Below are 20,631 nucleotides of genomic sequence, written 5' to 3'. Positions count from 1 at the left end.
GCCTGCGGGTGAAAAAAAATCCCTGGGGATTTGAGGATTTCCTCGGAAGTGACGGCGATGCCACACCAGCAGGGGACTGGCTTGCTTATTGTTGATGGGATGTTACTACTTTGCCCGGTTTCCGTTACTTTTGGTGATAAAGCCGGCGGGGCCGTGGGCGGCGAGCGCCGCCCACGGAGGTGCGATGTCTTAGATCTTGGCGGCGATCAGCTTGCCCAGGATCTCGATGCCGGTGCGGATGCGGTCCGGCGCCACAGTGACGAAGGACAGGCGCAGCGTGTTGGTTTCCGGCTCGTTGGCGTAGAACGGCGAGCCGGGCACGAAGGCGACCTTCTGGGCGATGGCTTCGTCGAGCAGCTTCATGGCGTCGATGTGCTTAGGCAGCGTGACCCAGATGAACATGCCGCCTTCCGGCTTGGTCCACTCGACGCTGGCCGGGAAGTGCTGGGCCATGGCGTCCAGCATGACCTGGCACTGGTCGCCGTACAGGGTACGGATTTTCGGGATGTGGCGCTCCAGGAAGCCGTCCTTGATCACTTCGTGCACGACCATCTGGGTCAGCTGCGAGGTGTGCAGGTCGGCGGCCTGCTTGGCCAGCTCCAGGCGGCGCACCAGCGGCAGCGGGGCGACCACGTAGCCCAGGCGAATGCCGGGGGTCAGCACCTTGGAGAAGGAGCCCATGTAGATCACGCCGTCCGGGTTCATCGCCACCATCTTCGGCAGCGGGTCGCCCTTGTAGCTCAGGGCGCCGTACGGGTCGTCCTCGATCAGCGGCAGGCCGAGGCGGGCGCAGGTTTCCACCAGCTCCAGGCGGCGCTCGACGGACAGGGTGCGGCCGGTCGGGTTCTGGAAGTTCGGCAGCGCGTACAGCAGGCGCGCGCCCTCGGCGACGGCGTCCAGCGACGACGGCACCAGGCCGTGTTCGTCGGTGGCGACCGATTTGAATTCAGGACGGTAGACCGAGAACGCCTGCAGCGCGCCCAGGTAGGACGGCGTCTCAACCAGCACGCGGCTGCCTTCGTCGATCAGCACTTTGCCCAGCAGGTCCAGCGCTTGCTGGGAGCCGGAGGTCATCAAGACCTGTTCCGGCACGATCTTGGCGCCGTTGGTCGACAGCGAATCGGCGATCCACTGGCGCAGCGGCAGGTAGCCGTCGGTCGGGCCGTATTGCAGGGCGACCTTGCCGTTTTCGCTCAGCACCTTGTCGAAGGCGGCTTTCATTTCGTCGATCGGGAAGGTCAGCGGCGACGGCAGGCCGCCGGCGAAGGAGATGATCTCCGGTTGCTGGGTGATCTTCAGGATCTCGCGGATGAACGACGATTGCAGCTGGTCGGCGCGTTCGGAGAAGCGCCACTGGATCGGATTGGGGTTTTCGATTTTCATACATGTCTCACTAGAGGATGCCGGCGCTGCCGGCTATTCAACAAGCTCGCTTGTGGCGTGCTCTTATAAAAGGAACGACCTCGGATAAGAGGCCGCCCGCTTACGCGACTTCCGCGATCAGTTCGATTTCGACGCAGGCGCCAAGCGGGATTTGGGCGACACCAAAGGCCGAGCGGGCGTGCTTGCCGGCTTCGCCGAAGACTTCGCCCAGCAGCTCGGAGGCGCCGTTGGTGACCAGGTGCTGTTCGGTGTAGTCGGCCGTGGAGTTCACCAGGCTCATGACCTTGACGATGCGCTTGACGCGGGTCAGGTCGCCGCCGACGGCCGCTTGCAGCGTGCCCATCAGGTCGACGGCGATGGCGCGCGCGGCGGCCTTGCCTTCGGCGGTGTCGATATTCTTGCCCAATTGGCCGACCCACACGCTGCCGTCGGCGCGCTTGGCGATATGACCCGACAGGAACACCAGGTTGCCGGTTTGGGCGTACATGACGTAGGCGGCGGCCGGGGTGGCGGGTGCGGCCAGGGTGATCTCGAGCGCTTTCAGTTTTTCGTAGACAGACATGTGCTTATCCAAAGAGTAAGTGGGAAATTCGGGTTCAAGACCGATATTGTACGTCAGCGGCAGGGGCTGCCCACAATCGCGGCGAAATCAAGATAGTCTACGGTTTTAGCCCCGTTTCACCTGCATTTTGCGGCCGGCACCCACCACGGCGATGACGGCGATTGCAAAAACGACAGTGGGCCATTCCAGCGCCTCGCCCAAAACCACGGCCGCGCCGAGCAGCGACAGGAAGGGCTGGACCAGCTGCACCTGGCCGACCCGGGCCACGCCGCCCAGCGCCATGCCGCGGTACCAGAAGAAGAAGCCGATGAACATCGAGAACACCGAGACGTAGGCGAAACCGGACCAGGCGGCGGCGCCGGCGGCGGCCAGCTGCGGGCCTTGCTGCCAGCACAGCCAGCCCACCAGCGGCAGCAGCAGCGGCGCGGACAGCACCAGCGCCCAGCAGATGGTCTGCTGGCCGCCCAGGGTTTGCGACAGGCGGCCGCCGGCGGCGTAGCCCATGGCGGCCAGCAGCACGGCCAGGAAGATGGCCAGGTCGGCCAGGTGCAGGCTGCCGCCGCTCTGGCCCAGCGCGAAGCCGACCACCAGCGCCGAGCCCACACTGGCCATGACCCAGAAGCCGGCCGACGGCTTTTCGCCGGCCAGCAGGGCGCCGAAGACGGCGGTGGCCAGCGGCAGGATGCCGACCAGCACGGCGCCGTGGGCGGCCGGCAGGCTGCGCATGGCGATCGAGGTCAGCCAGGGGAAGCCGATGATGCAGCCGACGGCCACCATCGCCAGCGCCGGCAGGGCGGAACGCGGCGGCAGCGGCGCGCGCTTCCAGGCCAGCCAGCCGCCGGCCAGCACGGCGGCCACCAGCGCGCGGCCGAGGGCGACGAAGGTGGGGGACAGGCCGAGGCCGTGGCTGGCCAACGCGCCGCCCACCGCCAGCCGGGTGAACGGCAAGGTCAGGCTGAAGATGGCGACCGCGATCAGGCCGAGCAGCATGCCGGTGGTTTCGTCGCTCAGCCCGGGCCGGGTGGCGATGGTGGCGGCGGGCGGCGGGGCGCTGTGGGTCATGCGGGTCTCCGGTGGTGTTGTCAATATGGTTATAGGCGGTATGGATGTATGCTACGTGACAAAACCAGTACAGTGCCAGTACACTTGTGCACATAATTTCTCATACTGTGACGGTAAAATGACCAATACACGCTCGCGCACTTCACTTTTGGGCGCCGCCGCGTCGGCCGCGGCGGAGGCGGTGGCCGATGCGCTGGCGGCGGCCGACGCCCGCGCGGCGGCCAAGCTGGCGCCCGGCCGGGCGGTGGCAGCGGCCGCGCCGGGACCGGCGGTGGCGACGGTGATTCCGACTCCGGCGCCACGCGGCGCCGGCAAGGGCGCGCAGAAGGCGGCGCAGCCAGGGATGGTGCTGGGGCTGCTGTCGCGCGAGTCGGGCGAGACGCTGATCGACCAGATCGTGCGCTCGGTGACGGCGCGCATCGACGACCGCCTGCTGCGCGGCGGCGCGCGCATGCCGTCGATCCGCGCGTTCGCGGCGGCGCACGCGGTGTCGGCGTTCACGGTGGTGGCGTCGTACGACAAGCTGGTGGCCTCGGGCTACCTGGAGTCGCGCCGGGGCGCCGGTTTCTTCGTGCGCGAGCCGGCGGCGATGGAGCTGAACCTGGCGCAGCGCCGCCCTGGCGCGCGGCGCCGGCCGGCCGAGGGCGAGCGCGAACACGCCGGCGCCAAGCCGATCGACGTGGTCTGGCTGGTGCGCAATATGTTCCGCCAGATGCCGCACGCGCAGATGCCGGGCACCGGCGTGCTGCCGCCCGACTGGCTGGACGGCGCGGCCATCGCCAACGCGCTGCGCTCGGTCAGCCGGCAGCACCCCAACCTGCTGGTCAGCTACGGCGTGCCGCAGGGCTTCCTGCCATTGCGCCAGCAGCTGCAGCTGAAGTTCGCCGAGCTGGAGATCGCCGCCGCGCCGGAGCAGATCGTCACCACGGCCGGCGTGACGCAGGCGCTGGACCTGGTGGCGCGCGAGTTCACGCGGCCGGGCGACACCATCTTCGTCGACGATCCGGCCTGGTTCCTGATGTTCGGCTCCTTCGCCGCGCTGGGCGCCAAGGTGGTGGGCATCCCGCGCCTGGCCGACGGTCCGGACATCGCGCAGCTGGCGGAGCTGGCGGCGCTGCACAAGCCCAAGCTGTACATCATCAACTCGGTGCTGCACAACCCCAGTTCGACCTCGCTGTCGGCGGCCAAGGCCTTCCAGGTGCTGCGGTTGGCGGAGGAACATGATTTTCTGATCGTCGAAGACGACATCTATTGCGACCTGCATCCGGGCAGCGCGGTGCAGCCGGCCACGCGGCTGGCGGCGCTGGACCAGCTGCAAAGGGTGATCTACCTGGGCGGCTTTTCGAAGACGATGGCGGCCAACCTGCGGGTGGGCTATATCGCGGCCTCGCCGGAACGGGCCGAGCGCCTGGCCGACCGCAAGATGCTGACCATGCTCACCACCAGCGATATCGGCGAGCGGGTGGTGTACAAGGTGCTGTCGGAGGGCCTGTTCCGCAAGCATACGGACCGGGTGCGCGCGCGGCTCGATGCGATCCGCGCCAAGACCATCCGCCAGATGGAGCGGGTGGGGCTGACGGTGGATGTGGCGTCGCCGGCCGGGATGTTCGTGTGGGCCGATGCCGGCTGCGACACCAATGTGCTGACCGAGAAGGCGATGGCGCACAACCTGCTGCTGGCGCCGGGCAGCCTGTTCTCGCCCAAGCAGCTGCCGTCGACCCGCATGCGGCTCAATGTGGCGGCGATGCAGGAGCCGGCGGTGTGGCGCTTCCTCGAAAGAGAGCTGGGCCGCTCTTGAAATCCCTCTTATAATCCCCACTTTCGTCAAACCCTTGCATCAACCACAAGACTATTGAGGCTTCTAAAATGGCAGACAACGACAAGCAAACCCTGGGTTTCCAGGCCGAAGTGAAACAGCTGTTGCAGCTGATGATCCACTCGCTGTACTCGAACAAGGAGATTTTCCTGCGCGAGCTGATCTCGAACGCGTCCGACGCGTCCGACAAGCTGCGCTTCGAGGCGATCAACAACGACGCCCTGTACGGCAACGACCATGAACTGAAGATCAAGGTCTCGTTCGACAAGGCCGCGCGCACCATCACCATTTCCGACAACGGCATCGGCATGAGCCGGGACGAGGCGATCTCGCACCTGGGCACCATCGCCAAGTCGGGCACCAAGGAGTTCTTCGGCAAGCTGTCGGGCGACCAGCAGCAGGACGCGGCCCTGATCGGCCAGTTCGGCGTGGGCTTCTACTCGGGCTTCATCGTGGCCGACAAGATCACCGTTGAAACCCGCCGCGCCGGCGCGGACGCCGCCGAAGGCGTGCGCTGGGAATCGGCCGGCGAAGGCGATTACTCGATCGAGCAGATCGAGAAGACCGGCCGCGGCACCGACATCATCCTGCACCTGCGCGAAGGCGAGGACGAGCTGCTGTCGTCGTGGAAGATCAAGTCCATCATCCGCAAGTACTCCGACCACATCTCGCTGCCGATCGTGATGGCGAAGGAAGAGTGGGACGAGGAGAAGAAGGAAACCGTCGTCAAGGACGAACTGGAAACCATCAACCAGGCCAGCGCGCTGTGGGCCCGCAACAAGTCGGAGATCACGCCGGAGCAGTACGAAGAGTTCTACAAGCACGTGTCGCACGACTTCCAGGCGCCGCTGACGCATACGCACAACCGCGTCGAAGGCCGCAGCGAGTACACGCAGCTGCTGTACATTCCGGCCAAGGCGCCGTTCGACCTGTGGGACCGCAACAAGCGCGGCGGCATCAAGCTGTACGTCAAGCGCGTGTTCATCATGGACGATGCCGAGCAGCTGATGCCGGCCTATCTGCGCATGGTCAAGGGCGTGATCGATTCGGCCGACCTGCCGCTGAACGTGTCGCGCGAGATCCTGCAGGAGTCGCGCGATGTGAAGGTGATCCGCGACGGTTCGACCAAGCGCGTGATCGGCATGCTGGAGGAGCTGGCGAACGCCGACGAGCAGGAGAAGAAGGACAAGTACGTCACCTTCTGGACCGAGTTCGGCCAGGTGCTGAAAGAGGGCATCGGCGAGGACGCGACCAACAAGGACCGTCTGGCCAAGCTGCTGCGCTTCGCCTCGACCGCCAACGAGAACGACGAGCAGAGCGTCTCGCTGGAGCAGTACGTGGCGCGCCAGAAGGAAGGCCAGGACAAGATCTACTACGTCACGGCCGATAACTACGTCGCCGCGAAGAACTCGCCGCACCTGGAGATCTTCCGCAAGAAGGGCGTGGAGGTGCTGCTGCTGACCGACCGCGTGGACGAGTGGATGCTGTCCTTCCTGACCGAGTTCGAAGGCAAGGAGCTGGTGTCGGTGGCCAAGGGCGGCCTGGACCTGGGCGCGCTGGAAGACGAAGCCGAGAAGAAGGAACACGAGGAGACCGAGACTTCGTACAAGGATTTGGTCGGCAAGATGAAGGAAGCCTTGACGGACAAGGCCAAGGACGTGCGCGTGACGTTCCGCCTGACCGATTCGCCGGCCTGCCTGGTGGCGGACGAGCATGAGCTGTCGGGCAACCTGCTGCGCATGCTCAAGGCCGCTGGCCAGAGCGCGCCGGAGTCCAAGCCTATCCTGGAGATCAACCCGAATCACCCGCTGGTGACGCGCCTGAAGTACGAAGAAGCTGGTAGTTCCTTCAGCGACTGGGCCAACATCTTGTTCGACCAGGCCTTGCTGGCGGAAGGCGGTTCGCTGAGCGATCCGGCCACCTTCGTCAAGCGCCTGAACGAGATGCTGCTGAACGGCGCGAGCAAGTAAGGCAATCAGGTAGGACCGGTTCCGGGAGTTGTGCTATTTTTAGGTTTCACTGGCACACTCCCGGGATATACATGAACAAAATCCTTTGGGCGCTGATTGGCGCCCTTGTTGTTTCCGCTCCCGCCGTTCTGGCCCAGCTGCCGGCGTCGACGCCGGGCGTCGCGGCCGCCCCCCTTTATCCCGCCTTGCCCAGCGAGACGCCGGACGAGTTCAAGGCGCCGATCGACGGGCTCGACTACGTCAAGCGCAGCGTGATGGTGACTATGCGCGACGGCGTCAAGCTCAACACCGTGATCATCGTGCCGCGCAAGGCGCGCAACGCCCCCATCCTGCTCACGCGCACGCCCTACAACGCGGCCGAGCTGACCAGCCACAACGAGAGCTCGCAGATGGAGTCCATCCTGCAGGGCTATGACAACGCGGCCGACGTCATCGCCGAGGGCGGCTACATCCGCGTGGTGCAGGATGTGCGCGGCAAGTACGGTTCCGAGGGCGATTATGTGATGAACCGGCCGCTGAGCGGCAGCGCGCTCAATCCGACGCCGGTCGACCACTCCACCGATACCTGGGACACCATCGAGTGGCTGACCAAGAATATCCCCGAGACCAATGGCAAGGTCGGCATCATCGGCATTTCCTACGACGGCTTCCTGCCGCTGATGGCGCTGGTCCATCCGCATCCGGCGCTGAAGGTGTCGGTGCCGATGAACCCGATGGTGGACGGCTGGCGCGGCGACGACTGGTTCCACAACGGCGCGTTCCGGCAGATCAATCTGTCGTATGTGCTGGAGCAGGTGGTCACGCGGCGCAACGAGGCCAAGTGGTACAACAGCCATTTCGACGATTACGATACCTTCATCCGCGCCGGCTCGGTGGGCGAGCTGGCGCGCCAGCGCGGGGTGGAGCAGAGCGGCTTCTGGCGCAAGATGGTCGCCCATCCGAGCTATGACGCGTTCTGGAGCGGGCAGGCGATGGACCAGATCCTGGCGCGCCAGCCGGTCACGGTGCCGACCCTGCTGGTGCACAGCCTGTGGGATGCCGAGGATATCTATGGCGCCATCGCGGTGTACAAGGCGATCAAGCCGCAGGACAGGGACAACAAGGTGTTCCTGGTGCTGGGGCCGTGGAACCACGGCGGCGGCATCGGCGACGGCAGCCGCCTGGGCGCGCTGCGCTTCAACAGCGATACGGCGCTGCACTTCCGGCAGGAGATCTTGCGGCCCTTCCTGGACCGCTATCTGAAGGACGACGCGCCGGCGGCGCAGATCGCGCCGGTGTCGGCGTTCGAGACCGGGACCAATAAGTGGCGTTCGCTCAACAGCTGGCCGAGCGGCTGCGTCAGCGGCTGCGCGATCGCGCCGGCCACGCTGAAGCTGGCGGCCAATGCCCGGCTGACGTTGAGCAACGAGGCGTCGCGGCCGGCCTCCGCGCCGGCGCAGCGCAGCGCGTTCGATGAATATGTGTCCGATCCGGGCAAGCCGGTGCCGTTCCGCGCGCGGCCGATCGCGCCGTATGGCTATGACGAGGCCAAGGGCCAGACCTGGCCGCGCTGGCTGGTGGACGACCAGCGCGAGGCGTCCGGCCGCACCGATGTGCTGAGCTACACGAGCGACGTGTTGACGGCGCCGGTGAAAATCAGCGGCGAGCCGGTGGCGCACCTGCTGGCCTCGACCAGCGGCAGCGATGCCGACTGGGTCGTCAAGCTGATCGACGTCTATCCGGACCAGGTGGCGGCGCAGCCGGAGATGGGCGGCTACCAGCTGATGGTGTCGGCCGATATCTTCCGTGGCCGCTATCGCGAGAGCCTGGAGACGGCCAGGCCGATCGCGGCCAACATGGCCTTGCCCTATACCTTCGCCATGCCGACCGCTAACCACGTGTTCCTGCCGGGCCACCGCATCATGGTGCAGGTGCAGTCCAGCTGGTTCCCGCTGTATGACCGCAACCCGCAGACTTTTGTGCCGAATATCTTCTTCGCCCAGCCATCCGATTACAAGAAGGCGACCCAGCGGATCTACCACGACAGCTATATCGAGTTGCCGCTGGTTGGCGCGAGCCGTTAGTTATGTCTTGCGGCGGCGCCGCGCCATCAGCAGCACGGCCGGCAGGCCCAGGCCCAGCATGCCGAACATGGCCGGTTCGGGCACCGGCGGGGCGGCGGCCGTCAGGAAGCCGCGTATTTCTCCGGTAGGGTAGAGGCTGCTGTGGATGTTGAGATAGGCCTCGCCGCTGGCCAGGCCGGCGGCGAAGGCCGATTCGGCGCCGGCCGTGGTGCCGCCGTGGCTGCTGATGAAGGCCGGGTTCCAGCTGGCCGCCAGCGAGGTGTTGTAGGTGTTGGCATAGGCGCCGCTGGTCACGCCCAGCGGGAAGCCGCCGAAGGTGGGTGTTTCCGTGGCGATGCCGGCGGTGCCGGTGTCCGCCGTGGCGGTGCAGCAGTGGATGTGCGAGGCGGTGGTGGGGCCGAGCAGGCCGCCGAAGGCGACGTCCACTTCAAGGATGTGGCTGGTGGCATCGAATTTGACGAACGCCGCGCCCATGCCGGTCGAGCTGTTGGGCGGTGCTTCCTTCGGGCCGGTGAGGATGGCCGTGTAGTTGGCGGCACTGGCCGTCATGGCGGTGAGCAGCAGGCTTGCGGCCGCCGCGCAATTGCGGATACGCTGGTTCATTTTTATTCCCTCCTTGGTGCGTGATGCACAGGTTAGAGGGGGAGACCTGCGCAGAAGTTCAACAGCATTTGTTCGCCTTCGGGCCAGGGGCCGTAGCCGGCGTCGCCGTTGATGTGGCCGGCGTTGCCGATTTCGACGTAGTCGCTGCCCCAGGCTTGCGCGAACTGGCGCGCGCGTTGCGGGCTGACGTACTGGTCGTCGCTGCTGGCGATCACCAGGCTGGGGAAGGGCAGGCGCTCCAGCAGCATGGGCTGGAAGCCGGTGGTGCAGTCGGGATAGCTGGGGGCGTCGGTGTCGCTGGGGGCGACCAGGAAGGCGCCGGCGATCTTCAGCGGCGAGCCGGAGGCGGCCCAGCGACCCACCAGCGAGCAGCTCAGGCTGTGTGCGGCCAGCACCGGCGGGCGTTTGCAGCGGGCGATGGCGGCTTCGAGGTCGGCCACCCAGTCGTCGCGGTCTGGCGTTTCCCAGTCGCGGTGCTGCATGCGGACCCAGCCGGGGTGCTTGCCTTCCCACTGCGTTTGCCAGTGGGCGGGGCCGGAATTCCACAGGCCGGCCAGGGTCAGTACTTCGTAGTCCATGCGTTTTCCTTGCTGGGTAAGATGGTATTGATCTTACCTCGGCCGGGCGCGTGATCCTTGCCGGCGCTGGCAGTATGCGCAAGCGTGGACAATTGGCAGAGAGGGAGGGGAGACATTTACGCTCCTTCTAGCAAACCTACTGAGTTATTTACTGAATTCTGCTGAATTGAACTTCGTCGGGCTGCTGAGGCCTGACTCAGTAACGCCAAGCAGAACTCAGTAGGATTCAGTAAAAAATTCAGCAGGTTTGCTAGAAGGAGAGCGGGGGTACACCCATGGTGTGTATTCCCGCAGCAATCTTACAGGGCGGTGCGCAGCGCGAACAGTTCGGGGAACAGCACCACGTCGAGCATTTTGCGCAGGTAGCTGACGCCGGCCGTGCCGCCGGTGCCGGTCTTGAAGCCGATGATGCGCTCGACCGTGGTGACGTGGCGGAAGCGCCAGAAACGGAACGCGGTCTCCAGGTCGACCAGCTTCTCGGCCAGTTCGTACAGCGCCCAGTGGCGGGACGGGTCGCGGTAGACTTCCAGCCAGGCGTTCTGGACGGACGCGTCGGCGGCGGTCGGCAGGGTCCAGTCGGCGTTGAGGCGCTCGGCGGAGACCGGCAAGCCGTCGCGGGCCAGCAGCTTGATCGCTTCGTCGTACACCGAGGGTTCGCGCAGCGCCTTGTCCAGCACGGCAAAGGCGTCCGGCGCGGTGGTGTGGACGTTGAGCAGCGCGGCGTTCTTGTTGCCGAGGATGAATTCGATCTCGCGGTACTGGTAGGACTGGAAGCCCGACGACGCGCCCAGATAGGGGCGGATGGCCGTGTATTCGGGCGGCGTCATCGTCGCCAGCACATCCCATGCGTGCACCAGCTGGTCCATGATGCGGGCCACGCGGGCCAGCATCTTGAAGGCCGGGGCCAGGTCGTCGGACTGCAGGTGGGCGCGCACCGCGTGCATTTCGTGCAGCATCAGCTTCATCCACAGTTCGCTGGTCTGGTGCTGGACGATGAACAGCATCTCGTTGTGGTTGGGCGACAGCGGGTGCTGGGCGGTGAGGATCTGGTCCAGGCCCAGATAGTCGCCGTAGCTCATCTTGTTGCTGAAGTCCATTTGCGCGCCGTGCCATTGCGCATCGGCGTCGGTGGCGGGCGCGGCGGCGTGCATTGGGCAGCCGCTGGCGGTGTCTTTGGTATCGCTCATATTGTTTATCTCGTTATTAGGTTACTGCGTCGCGCTTGGCGTCGACGTTGTAGTCCTTGCGGTCCAGGATGTCGCGCAGGATGTCCACCGCGTCCCAGACATCGGCATAACTGGTGTACAGCGGCGTGAAGCCGAAGCGCATGATGGCCGGTTCGCGGTAGTCGCCGATGACGCCGCGCGCGATCAGCGCCGACATCACCGCGTAGCCGTGCGGATGGGTGAAGCTGACCTGGCTGCCGCGGCGCGCATGCTCGCGCGGCGTGACCAGGCCCAGCGGATGGTCGGCGCAGCGCTGCTCGACCAGTTCGATGAACAGGTCGGTCAGCGCCAGCGACTTGGCGCGGATGGCGGCCATATTGGTCTGGCCGAACACGTCCAGGCCGCACTCGACCATCGCCAGCGACACCACCGGTTGGGTGCCGCACAGCGCGCGGCCGATGCCGTCGGTGGGGGCGAAGTCGGGCGCCATGGCGAACGGCGCGGCGTGGCCCCACCAGCCCGACAGCGGCTGGCGGAAGCGCGCCTGATGCTTGCGCGGCACCCAGATGAAGGCCGGCGAGCCGGGGCCGCCGTTCAGGTATTTATAGGTGCAGCCCACGGCCAGGTCGGCGCCGTCGGCGTTGAGGTCGACCGGCAGCGCGCCGGCCGAGTGCGCCAGATCCCAGACCGCCAAGGCGCCGGCGGCGTGCACCAGGGCGCTGGTGGCGCGCATATCGTGCTGGTAGCCGGTGCGGTAGTTGACATGGGTCAGCATGACGACGGCGGTGTCGGCGCCTATGGCGGCCGGCAATTCCTCCACGCTGTCGACCAGCTTGACGGTGTAGCCGCGTTCCAGCCAGCCGCTCAGGCCCTGGGCCATATAGATGTCGGTGGGGAAGTTGGAGCGTTCGGTGACGATCACGCGGCGCTCACGTTGAGCCGGGGCCGGGTCGTTGGCCTGCATGTGCAGCGCGGCGGCCAGCGCCTTGAACAGGTTGACCGAGGTGGTGTCGGTGACCACCACTTCGCCGTCGGCGGCGCCGATCAGCGGGGCTAGGCGGTTGCCCAGGCGCTTGGGCAGGTCGAACCAGCCGGCGCTGTTCCAGCTGCGGATCAGGTCATGGCCCCATTCCTGGGCGATCACCTGCTGGGCGCGGGCCAGCGCGGCCTTGGGGCGGGCACCTAAAGAGTTGCCATCCAGATAAATCACATGGGCGGGCAGGTCGAACTGGTCGCGCAGGGCGGCGAGCGGATCTTGCGCGTCGCGGCCCAGGCAGTCGTTGCGAGTTGTCATTATGTAACTTTCTTGCGAGGTGGTGGAATGCTTTAGGCTTCAATAAGTTGCCAGTGTAACCTGAAAAACCCGGAGCCGGACCCCGAACACGGCCCGCGCTCCAGCCGCAAACCCGCATGAATACTGGCTTGGCGACTTTTTTAAATTATTTTCGATTTTTTTTCAAAAAAACCCTCAAGTTCCCCAAAACGCTGCCGTTACCAGTTTCATGATGAGCGGAAAAGGGCCATCGGGTAGCAAGATGGAGTCGAGAATAATTCAAATTATTTTCACCGGAACCCTAAAGTTCCTCAAATTGCTGCCGTTACCGGGTTAGATGTAGCAAAAAAGAGTCGCTGAACTGCACTATTTTTCGTTTCATGACAGGACTTTTTTGAAGAACTGGAACCTTACAAAGCCTGCGCCGCAAGGGCGTGGATGAGCGATCTGCGAGTGTTTGTCAGACAAACACCGACGGGTCGTGTCCGCTATTTCCGGACGGAAAATACGGAGTACATCCTCTACTCGTATTTTTGTTGCTCCCGCAGAATGTATCTCACTGGAAACGCAAATGTGTTCCGCAGTGCAGATAACGGACTAGGAGATGGAAATGACCGCTAACGATATGATGGCTGAAATTCGCGACGCCAACCTGAGCTACCTGATGTTGGCCCAGCAGATGATACGCGCCGACAAAGTCACCGCGATCTTCCGCCTTGGCATCGCCGCCGACATCGCCGAGCTGATCGAAGGCATGAGCAACGCGCAAATCCTCAAGCTGGCAGGCGGCAACATGATGCTGGCCCGCTTCCGCTTCGACGACAGCGCCATCTTGTCGATGCTGACCAACTACAATAAAGACCGCGTGCTGGCCCAGTCGCACGCCGCCATCCTGATGGCCGGCCAGGCCGTCGAAGAAATCGCCTGACCACCCAGCCGGAGCCGCATCATGTCCAAGAAAAGCGTAGTGACGGAAGCCCAGGAAATCCAGCTGGCCATCGAACTGATCCAGCTGGGCGCGCGCCTGCAGCTGCTCGAATCGGAGGTGTCGCTGTCGCGCGAGCGCCTGCTCAAGCTGTACAAGGAGTTGCGGGGCGTGTCGCCGCCTAAGGGCATGCTGCCGTTCTCCACCGACTGGTTCCTGACCTGGCAGCCGAACATCCATTCCTCGCTGTTCATCAATATCCATAAATTCCTGACCGAGCACGCCGGCGCCAGCGGCATCGAGGCGGTCATGAAAGCCTACAAGCTGTACCTGGAGCAAATGCCGCCGGAAGCGGGCGAGGAGCCGCTGCTGTCGCTGACGCGCGCCTGGACCCTGGTGCGCTTCTTCAGCGGCAAGATGCTGGAGCTGGCCCCGTGCGGCAAGTGCCAGGGCAAGTTCGTGGTCAACTGCATGGACTTGAACGGCAGCTATGTCTGCGGCCTGTGCCACATGCCCTCGCGCGCCGGCAAGACCAAGAAGGCGCGCGACGCCGACGCCCTGGCCGCGTGAGCCGGCCCGGCCCCGACCCCTACCTGAAGCGCATCGCCCGCGCCCCCGCCGTGCGGGCGCTGCTGATCCAATGCGGCGCCGCGCCGCTGACGCTGGCCATCATCTATGTGATGGCCAGTTGTCGTTTGCCGGTCGACTATTGGAGCGTGGCCGCGGTGCAGGGCTTGCTGGCGGCCGGCCTGAGCTGGAAGCTGGGCCTGGCCGTGTGGTGGCGCGCGATCCAGTTGCTGTTCCCGCTCGCGCTGCTGGCCGCGCAGACGCTGCACTTGCCGCCGTCGCTGTTCCTGGCGGTGTTCCTGGTTTTGCTGGGCTGCTATTGGTCGACGTTTCGCACGCAAGTGCCGTACTACCCGTCCACGCCGGCGGTGTGGGATGCGGTACGTCAAATCCTGCCGCCGCCGGCGGCCGGCCGGCCGTTGCGCGTGATCGACATCGGCAGCGGCCTGGGCGGGCTGGTGCTGTACCTGGCGCGCCAGCGGCCGGACGCCGAGTGCAGCGGCATCGAACTGGCGCCGCTGCCGTGGCTGGCGAGCCGGCTGCGCGCCGCCGCCAGCGGCAGCCGCGCCCGCTTCACCCTGGGCGATTACGAGCGCCTCGACTTCGGCCGCTACGACCTGGTGTTCGCCTATCTGTCGCCGGCCGCGATGGCCGGCCTGTGGCGCAAGGCGGCGGCCGAGATGCGGCCCGGCGCCATGCTGGCCAGCTACGAATTCGCTATCGACGCCCGTGCGCCCGACCGGACCATCCGCGCCACAGAGGCCGAGGATGCCCTCTACATATGGTACTTTTAAGCATCATTTCGCGTTAATCACTTGCCCGCTCCCCCCTAGTCACGCTATTGTAGTTCTACATGTAAATTTATTGAAATCGGGCGATTGTTAGGTGAAGGCCGGCCGAGCTCATACCGGGGAGTCAGGGCACTTTGTTAGTCATAATTGGATATGTGGTGGTCTGCGTCGGCGTGTTCGGCGGCTTCGCCATGAATGGCGGGCACCTGGCCGCGCTGCTGCAGCCGCTGGAGCTGGTGATGATCGGCGGCGGCGCGCTGGGCGCCTTCCTGGTCGGCAACAACGCCAAGGCGATCAAGGCCACGCTGGCCGCGATCCCGACGCTGTTCAAGGGCTCGCGCTACACCAGGGACTTGTACATGGAGCTGATGTCGCTGCTGTTCGACGTCCTGTCCAAGGTGCGCAAGGAAGGCTTGATGTCGATCGAAGGCGATATCGACAGCCCGGACCAGAGCCCGCTGTTCAGCAAGTATCCCAGCGTGCTGGAAGACCATCACATCGTCGAGTTCATGACCGATTATCTGCGCCTGATGGTGTCGGGCAATATGGATGCGTTCCAGATCGAGAACCTGATGGACAACGAGATCGAGACCCACCACCACGAACACGCGGTGCCGGCGCACGCGCTGGCCAAGCTGGGCGACGGCATGCCGGCCTTCGGCATCGTGGCGGCGGTGATGGGCGTGGTGCATACGATGGAATCGGTGGGCTTGCCGCCGGCCGAGCTGGGCATCCTGATCGCGCACGCGCTGGTCGGCACCTTCCTCGGCATCCTGCTGGCCTACGGCTTCGTCGGCCCGCTGGCCAGCCTGCTGGAACAAAAACTGGATGAATCGACCAAGATGTACCAGTGCGTCAAGGTCACCCTGCTGGCCAGCCTGAACGGTTACGCGCCGGCGCTGGCGGTCGAGTTCGGCCGCAAGGTCTTGTACTCGACCGAGCGCCCCAGCTTTGCCGAGCTGGAAGACCACATCAAGAAATCGAAGGCCAAGTGAGCGCGCCCATGACAGGCGGCGCCGCAGCAACCATAAGGAATCGCCATGGCTGAAGAAGGCTTGCGGCCGATTATCGTCAAGCGCATCAAGAAGAGCGGCGGCGCCCACCACGGCGGCGCCTGGAAGATCGCGTACGCCGACTTCGTGACGGCGATGATGGCCTTCTTCTTGCTGATGTGGCTGCTCGGCTCGACCACCAAGGGCGACCTCAACGGCATCTCCGAATACTTCAAGACCCCGCTCAAGGTGGCCTTGCAGGGCGGCTCGGGCAGCGGCGACAGCTCGTCGGTGATCCCCGGCGGCGGCAAGGACTTGACCCGGCGCGACGGCCAGGTCAAGGCCAGCGACGACCCGGTGGTCAAGAAAACCTTCAACCTGACCGCCGCCAAGGCCGCGCTGGAAGCCGAGGAAAACCAGCGCCTGAAGGCGCTCAAGGATAAGATCGAAGCCAAGATCGAGGCCAACCCGCTGCTGAAGAAATACAAGGAGCAGCTGCTGCTCGACATCACCAGCGAAGGCTTGCGGATCCAGATCGTCGACGAGCAGAACCGTCCGATGTTCGCGTTGGCCAAGGCCGAGCTGCAACCGTACACGCGCGAGATCCTGCATGAAATCGGCTTCGTGCTGAACGAGGTGCCCAACAAGATCGGCCTGTCCGGCCACACCGACTCGACGCCCTACCTGAGCGATGCCGGCTACAGCAACTGGGAATTGTCGGCCGACCGCGCCAACGCCTCGCGGCGCGAGCTGATCGCCGGCGGCATGGCCGACGGCAAGGTGCTGCGGGTGGTGGGGCTGGCCTCGGCCGCCCACCTGGACAAGGCCGACCCGTTCAACCCGATCAACCGCCGCATCAGCATCATCGTGATGAACAAGCGCACCGAGGAAAACGTGATGCGCGACGGCGCCCGCCAGCTGGAGGTGGGCGCGGAAGAAGCTGCCGCGGCCGCGGCGGCCCAGGCGCCAACGCCGGCCGGACCGCCGGTGCGCAAATAGGCAAGGGTGGCAGTAGGTGAAAGACAAGCGCGGAACAACGAGACTGTTATGACGAGAAAAAAAATCCTGGGCTCACATGTAAAACGCCTGCTGTCCGGCGTGTCGGACCACGGACGCAAGCATCTGACCGAAGTCGAGACCGATCTGATCCAGACCGGCCTGCTGCTGGAGGAGGCGATCGAAAAGCTGTCCTTCAACTTCATGGCCATCCATCAGGCGGTCGAGGCCGAGCAAGCCACCATCCAGCTGTTGCTGGAGGGCGGCACCGCCACGCCCGAGCAGCGCAGCCAGCTGGAAGCCTTGCAGGGCCAGGTGGGCGGCTATGTCAACGCCGCCATCACCAGCCTGCAATTCCAGGACATGACCAGCCAGCTGCTCGACCGCACGCTCAAGCGGGTGACCGGCCTGCGCGAATTCCTCGGCACGCTGGGCGCGCACGGCGCCGAGATGCTGCCCGAGAGCGACAACGAGGAAATCGTCGCGCTGCTGGGCAAGGTCAGCATGGCGCTGGCGATCCAGAGCCTCGAGCTGCGCAGCGTGCTGCGCAAGGCCGTCAGCCAACAACACCTGGAGAGCGGCGACATCGAACTATTCTGAAGCGCCGCAACCTGCCGATTGATACCAACGGGGCCGTGTCCCGCATTTAATGAGTGAGAGCAAAGATGGCCAAGACAATACTTGCAGTTGATGATTCCAGTTCCCTGCGCCAGATGGTGGCCTTCAGCCTGAAGGCCGCCGGCTACCTGGTGGTGGAAGCGGTGGACGGCCAGGACGGCCTGGAAAAAGCCAAGCTGCAAAGCGTCGACCTGGTGCTGACCGACCAGAACATGCCGCGCATGGACGGCTTGCAGCTGATCAAGCTGCTGCGCGAACTGCCGACCTACCAGAAGACTCCTATCCTGATGCTGACCACCGAATCGTCCGACGAGATGAAAGCCAAGGGCCGCGCCGCCGGCGCCAATGGCTGGCTGGTCAAGCCTTTCGATCCGCAGCGGCTCATCGAGGTAGTGAAGAAGGTCATCGGCTGATAAGGCGCATGCAATGAAGCTGAGCGAAACTTACGGAGTATCCCCATGACCATCGATATAAGCCAGTTCTTCCAGGTCTTTTTCGATGAGGCCGAGGAGCTGCTGGCTGAAATGGAGCGCCTGCTGCTGGCGGTCGACGTCGCGCAGCCGGACGCCGAAGACCTCAACGCGATCTTCCGCACCGCCCATTCCGTCAAGGGTGGCGCCTCCACGTTCGGCGTGACCGACATGACCGAAGTGACCCACATCCTCGAGACCCTGCTGGACCGCGTCCGCAAGGGCGAGATGGCGCTGACCTCGGAGCACGTGGACGCCTTCCTGGCGGCCAAGGACATCCTCAAGATGCAGCTCGACGGCCACCGCCACGGCAGCACCGTCGACCAGGACGCGGTCGGCGACGTGCGCATGATGCTGCAGTCGCTGGCGCAGGACGTGCCGCTGGCGGCCATGGCCGCCGTCGCGCCCTCGTTCCACGCGGCCGAGACCAAGGTGGTCGACCACAGCGGCGGACGGCGCTACCGGCTCGAACTGCCGGTCATGGTGCACCGCGAAGTGACCGCCCTGGGCGCCGAGCTGGGCCTGATGGGCCATGTGGCCATCACGCCGCTCGACAAGGACCGCAACGCCATGCTCGTCACCACCCACGAGAGCCTGGACGACATCATCGCCATCTGCTCCTTCGTGCTCAACCCGGACGACATGGTGGTGACCGAACTGCCTCCGTTGGACGCCAAGCAGGCCAAGCTGGAAAACGCCGAGCGCTCCAAGGTCGAGAAGGACCTGGGCTACGGCTTCTTCGACGAGGCCGAGCTGCACCCGGCCGCCGCCGGCGGTGCGCAGGGCTACGGCTTCTTCCAGCCGCTCGACGAGATCCGCGCCGCCGCCCAGGCCGGCAGCGAGGACGCCCAGGGCTACGGCTTCTTCCAGCCGGTCGAGCAGATCCGCGCCGCCGCCGGCATCGTCATCGAGGCGCCGGCGGTGCAGCAGGCCGCCGTCGACGAGGAAAAGAAAGCGGCCAAGAAGGAAGAGAAGGGCGGGGGCGGGGGCGGCGCCGAATCGTCGTCGATCCGCGTGTCGATCGAGAAGGTCGACCAGCTGATCAACCTGGTGGGCGAGCTGGTCATCACGCAGGCGATGATCGAGCAGCGCGTCGACACCCTGGACCCGATGGCGCACGAGCGGCTATTAAATAGCGTCAGCCAGCTGACCCGCAACACCCGCGACTTGCAGGAAGCGGTGATGTCGATCCGCATGATGCCGATGGACTTCGTGTTCTCGCGCTTCCCGCGCATGGTGCGCGACCTCGCGGCCAAGCTGGGCAAGAAGGTCGACTTCATCACCAACGGCGCCGCGACCGAACTGGACAAGGGCCTGATCGAGCGCATCGTCGACCCGCTGACCCACCTGGTGCGCAACTCCATCGACCACGGCATCGAGATGCCCGAGGTGCGCCGCGCCGGCGGCAAGAGCGACGCCGGCCGCTTGTTCCTGTCGGCCTCCCACCAGGGCGGCAACATCATCATCGAAGTGTCGGACGACGGCGGCGGCCTGAACCGGGAGAAGATCCTGGCCAAGGCCGAGCAGAGCGGCCTGCCGCTGCACGAGAACATGAGCGACGCCGAGGTCTGGCAACTGATCTTCGCGCCCGGCTTCTCGACCGCCGAGCAGGTCACCGACGTCTCCGGCCGCGGGGTCGGCATGGACGTGGTCAAGCGCAACATCACCGCCATGGGCGGGGTGGTCGACATCCGTTCGGCCAAGGGCTTCGGCACCACCATCTCGATCTCGCTGCCGCTGACCCTGGCGATCCTGGACGGCATGTCGATCCGGGTCGGCGAGGAGGTCTACATCCTGCCGCTGGGCTTTGTCATCGAATCGTTGCAGCCGGCGCCGGAAGACGTCAAGGAAATCTCCGGCAAGGGCCGGGTCATCAAGGTGCGCGGCGAATACCTGCCGCTGGTGCCGCTGTACCAGATGTTCGGCATCGCGCCGCGCTTCACCGACCCCTGCCAGGGCATCGTGGTCATCATCGAGACCGACGGCCGCAAGGCCGGCCTGTTCATCGACGACCTGGTCGGCCAGCAGCAGGTGGTGGTCAAGAACCTCGAATCGAATTACCGCAAGGTGGCCGGCATCTCCGGCGCCACCATCCTGGGCGATGGCGGCGTGTCGCTGATCCTCGACGTGGCCGCCTTGATACGCTCATCCCGTCAGCTCGCTGACGAACAGATTTTTAGCTAATCCCACCAAGGAAACCATCATGGCAGACGTACTAACCACCGGGGCCAACGAGATCGCCGGCCACGAATACCTGGCGTTCACGCTCGGTTCGGAGGAATACGGCATCGACATCCTCAAGGTGCAGGAAATCCGCGGTTACGAAACGGTGACCCGGATCGCCAACGCCCCCGCCTTCATCAAGGGCGTGATCAACCTGCGCGGCATCATCATTCCGGTGGTCGACATGCGCATCAAGTTCAATCTGGGCGCGCCGGTGTACGACCAGTTCACCGTGGTCATCATCCTCAACATCGGCGGGCGCATCGTCGGCATGGTGGTCGACTCGGTGTCGGACGTGACCACCCTGACGCCGGAGCAGGTCAAGCCGGCGCCGGAAATGGGCACCGCCTTCAGTTCCGACTACATGATAGGCCTGGGCACCATTGATGAGCGTATGCTGATCCTGGTGAACATCGACAAACTGATGTCGAGCGCCGAGATGGGCTTGATGGAGCAAATCGCGGCCTAGGCCGGGCCGCAACCGAAGCACGGCAGCGCCCGACAGAGTGCGCGCCCAGCCACCTACACAAGAACGGGGTCCGCAGGCAGTTCCCGGCGGACGATAGAACAGAC

The 20,631-nt window shown here is 65.0% G+C and carries 19 protein-coding genes; 12 read left to right on the top strand and 7 right to left on the bottom strand.

Going from position 1 to position 20,631, the window contains the following annotated elements:
- Window positions 1-189 precede the first annotated feature (189 nt).
- The 3 genes from AC07OK_RS02085 to AC07OK_RS02075 all read right to left on the bottom strand — a co-directional run bounded on the left by AC07OK_RS02085 (window position 190) and on the right by AC07OK_RS02075 (window position 3,007).
- Entirely contained in the window at window positions 190-1,383 is a 1,194-nt protein-coding gene (locus AC07OK_RS02085) for an aminotransferase-like domain-containing protein (RefSeq protein WP_494688732.1), read from the bottom strand.
- A 100-nt stretch (window positions 1,384-1,483) separates the two neighbouring features.
- On the bottom strand, window positions 1,484-1,945 hold the full coding sequence (locus AC07OK_RS02080; protein WP_494688731.1) for a RidA family protein: 462 nt from the start codon (window positions 1,943-1,945) through the stop codon (window positions 1,484-1,486).
- A 105-nt stretch (window positions 1,946-2,050) separates the two neighbouring features.
- Window positions 2,051-3,007 carry a DMT family transporter gene (locus AC07OK_RS02075; protein WP_494688730.1) on the bottom strand — a complete coding sequence of 319 codons (957 nt, stop codon included), beginning with the start codon at window positions 3,005-3,007 and terminating at the stop codon, window positions 2,051-2,053.
- 118 nt (window positions 3,008-3,125) lie between these two features.
- On the opposite strand from AC07OK_RS02075, the gene AC07OK_RS02070 reads away from it, so the two are divergent.
- From AC07OK_RS02070 to AC07OK_RS02060, 3 genes are all read left to right on the top strand, one after another.
- On the top strand, window positions 3,126-4,805 hold the full coding sequence (locus tag AC07OK_RS02070) for an aminotransferase-like domain-containing protein (protein WP_494688729.1): 1,680 nt from the start codon (window positions 3,126-3,128) through the stop codon (window positions 4,803-4,805).
- 68 nt (window positions 4,806-4,873) lie between these two features.
- Complete coding sequence (htpG, locus tag AC07OK_RS02065; protein WP_494688728.1) at window positions 4,874-6,793, top strand: molecular chaperone HtpG; 1,920 nt, start codon at window positions 4,874-4,876, stop codon at window positions 6,791-6,793.
- A 71-nt stretch (window positions 6,794-6,864) separates the two neighbouring features.
- Complete coding sequence (locus AC07OK_RS02060) at window positions 6,865-8,856, top strand: CocE/NonD family hydrolase (protein ID WP_494688727.1); 1,992 nt, start codon at window positions 6,865-6,867, stop codon at window positions 8,854-8,856.
- Here the strand turns inward: AC07OK_RS02060 and AC07OK_RS02055 are convergent, their stop codons facing one another.
- From AC07OK_RS02055 to kynU, 4 genes are all read right to left on the bottom strand, one after another.
- A complete protein-coding gene (locus AC07OK_RS02055) occupies window positions 8,857-9,459 on the bottom strand; it encodes a CHRD domain-containing protein (protein ID WP_494688726.1) in 603 nt (200 codons plus the stop codon).
- A 32-nt stretch (window positions 9,460-9,491) separates the two neighbouring features.
- On the bottom strand, window positions 9,492-10,037 hold the full coding sequence (locus AC07OK_RS02050; RefSeq protein WP_494688725.1) for an RBBP9/YdeN family alpha/beta hydrolase: 546 nt from the start codon (window positions 10,035-10,037) through the stop codon (window positions 9,492-9,494).
- 299 nt (window positions 10,038-10,336) lie between these two features.
- Complete coding sequence (kynA, locus tag AC07OK_RS02045) at window positions 10,337-11,224, bottom strand: tryptophan 2,3-dioxygenase (protein WP_494688724.1); 888 nt, start codon at window positions 11,222-11,224, stop codon at window positions 10,337-10,339.
- A 16-nt stretch (window positions 11,225-11,240) separates the two neighbouring features.
- Window positions 11,241-12,497: a kynureninase gene (gene kynU / locus AC07OK_RS02040; RefSeq protein ID WP_494688723.1), complete on the bottom strand. Its 1,257-nt coding sequence runs from the start codon at window positions 12,495-12,497 to the stop codon at window positions 11,241-11,243.
- A 589-nt stretch (window positions 12,498-13,086) separates the two neighbouring features.
- Between kynU and flhD the strand changes: the two genes are divergently transcribed.
- The 9 genes from flhD (at window position 13,087) to AC07OK_RS01995 (ending at window position 20,527) form a co-directional block, all read left to right on the top strand.
- A complete protein-coding gene (flhD, locus tag AC07OK_RS02035; protein ID WP_020702278.1) occupies window positions 13,087-13,404 on the top strand; it encodes a flagellar transcriptional regulator FlhD in 318 nt (105 codons plus the stop codon).
- Between the two features lie 21 nt (window positions 13,405-13,425).
- Window positions 13,426-13,971 (top strand): flagellar transcriptional regulator FlhC, encoded by a 546-nt coding sequence (gene flhC / locus AC07OK_RS02030; protein ID WP_494688722.1) that lies wholly within the window; start codon window positions 13,426-13,428, stop codon window positions 13,969-13,971.
- The gene (locus AC07OK_RS02025; protein ID WP_494688721.1) at window positions 13,968-14,762 is read left to right on the top strand and encodes a class I SAM-dependent methyltransferase; all 795 of its coding nucleotides are present in this window, start codon (window positions 13,968-13,970) and stop codon (window positions 14,760-14,762) included. The genes flhC and AC07OK_RS02025 overlap by 4 nt, the downstream gene beginning before the upstream one ends.
- Before the next feature lie 131 nt (window positions 14,763-14,893).
- Window positions 14,894-15,754, top strand: a complete 861-nt coding sequence (gene motA / locus AC07OK_RS02020) for a flagellar motor stator protein MotA (RefSeq protein WP_026334353.1) — start codon at window positions 14,894-14,896, stop codon at window positions 15,752-15,754.
- Window positions 15,755-15,799: 45 nt separating this feature from the next.
- Entirely contained in the window at window positions 15,800-16,750 is a 951-nt protein-coding gene (gene motB / locus AC07OK_RS02015; protein WP_494688720.1) for a flagellar motor protein MotB, read from the top strand.
- 48 nt (window positions 16,751-16,798) lie between these two features.
- Window positions 16,799-17,347 (top strand): chemotaxis protein, encoded by a 549-nt coding sequence (locus AC07OK_RS02010; protein WP_116988165.1) that lies wholly within the window; start codon window positions 16,799-16,801, stop codon window positions 17,345-17,347.
- Window positions 17,348-17,412: 65 nt separating this feature from the next.
- Entirely contained in the window at window positions 17,413-17,778 is a 366-nt protein-coding gene (locus tag AC07OK_RS02005; RefSeq protein WP_026334355.1) for a response regulator, read from the top strand.
- A gap of 45 nt (window positions 17,779-17,823) precedes the next feature.
- The gene (cheA, locus tag AC07OK_RS02000) at window positions 17,824-20,019 is read left to right on the top strand and encodes a chemotaxis protein CheA (protein ID WP_494688719.1); all 2,196 of its coding nucleotides are present in this window, start codon (window positions 17,824-17,826) and stop codon (window positions 20,017-20,019) included.
- 19 nt (window positions 20,020-20,038) lie between these two features.
- Window positions 20,039-20,527, top strand: coding sequence for a chemotaxis protein CheW (locus AC07OK_RS01995; protein WP_494688718.1), 489 nt, complete (start codon window positions 20,039-20,041; stop codon window positions 20,525-20,527).
- Window positions 20,528-20,631 lie beyond the last annotated feature (104 nt).

It is taken from the genome of Duganella sp. GW821-FHT07G03 (assembly GCF_059418605.1).
The sequence above is the reverse complement of the archived record's forward strand: the minus strand, read 5'-3'. Positions and strand labels throughout refer to the sequence as shown.

What these genes read in the sequence shown, in the direction of transcription:
- AC07OK_RS02085 (WP_494688732.1), bottom strand. Translation starts at nt 1,383, where the DNA reads ATGAAAATCGAAAACCCCAATCCGATCCAGTGGCGCTTCTCCGAACGC.
- AC07OK_RS02080 (WP_494688731.1), bottom strand. Translation starts at nt 1,945, where the DNA reads ATGTCTGTCTACGAAAAACTGAAAGCGCTCGAGATCACCCTGGCCGCA.
- AC07OK_RS02075 (WP_494688730.1), bottom strand. Translation starts at nt 3,007, where the DNA reads ATGACCCACAGCGCCCCGCCGCCCGCCGCCACCATCGCCACCCGGCCC.
- AC07OK_RS02070 (WP_494688729.1), top strand. Translation starts at nt 3,126, where the DNA reads ATGACCAATACACGCTCGCGCACTTCACTTTTGGGCGCCGCCGCGTCG.
- htpG (WP_494688728.1), top strand. Translation starts at nt 4,874, where the DNA reads ATGGCAGACAACGACAAGCAAACCCTGGGTTTCCAGGCCGAAGTGAAA.
- AC07OK_RS02060 (WP_494688727.1), top strand. Translation starts at nt 6,865, where the DNA reads ATGAACAAAATCCTTTGGGCGCTGATTGGCGCCCTTGTTGTTTCCGCT.
- AC07OK_RS02055 (WP_494688726.1), bottom strand. Translation starts at nt 9,459, where the DNA reads ATGAACCAGCGTATCCGCAATTGCGCGGCGGCCGCAAGCCTGCTGCTC.
- AC07OK_RS02050 (WP_494688725.1), bottom strand. Translation starts at nt 10,037, where the DNA reads ATGGACTACGAAGTACTGACCCTGGCCGGCCTGTGGAATTCCGGCCCC.
- kynA (WP_494688724.1), bottom strand. Translation starts at nt 11,224, where the DNA reads ATGAGCGATACCAAAGACACCGCCAGCGGCTGCCCAATGCACGCCGCC.
- kynU (WP_494688723.1), bottom strand. Translation starts at nt 12,497, where the DNA reads ATGACAACTCGCAACGACTGCCTGGGCCGCGACGCGCAAGATCCGCTC.
- flhD (WP_020702278.1), top strand. Translation starts at nt 13,087, where the DNA reads ATGACCGCTAACGATATGATGGCTGAAATTCGCGACGCCAACCTGAGC.
- flhC (WP_494688722.1), top strand. Translation starts at nt 13,426, where the DNA reads ATGTCCAAGAAAAGCGTAGTGACGGAAGCCCAGGAAATCCAGCTGGCC.
- motB (WP_494688720.1), top strand. Translation starts at nt 15,800, where the DNA reads ATGGCTGAAGAAGGCTTGCGGCCGATTATCGTCAAGCGCATCAAGAAG.
- AC07OK_RS02010 (WP_116988165.1), top strand. Translation starts at nt 16,799, where the DNA reads ATGACGAGAAAAAAAATCCTGGGCTCACATGTAAAACGCCTGCTGTCC.
- AC07OK_RS02005 (WP_026334355.1), top strand. Translation starts at nt 17,413, where the DNA reads ATGGCCAAGACAATACTTGCAGTTGATGATTCCAGTTCCCTGCGCCAG.
- cheA (WP_494688719.1), top strand. Translation starts at nt 17,824, where the DNA reads ATGACCATCGATATAAGCCAGTTCTTCCAGGTCTTTTTCGATGAGGCC.
- AC07OK_RS01995 (WP_494688718.1), top strand. Translation starts at nt 20,039, where the DNA reads ATGGCAGACGTACTAACCACCGGGGCCAACGAGATCGCCGGCCACGAA.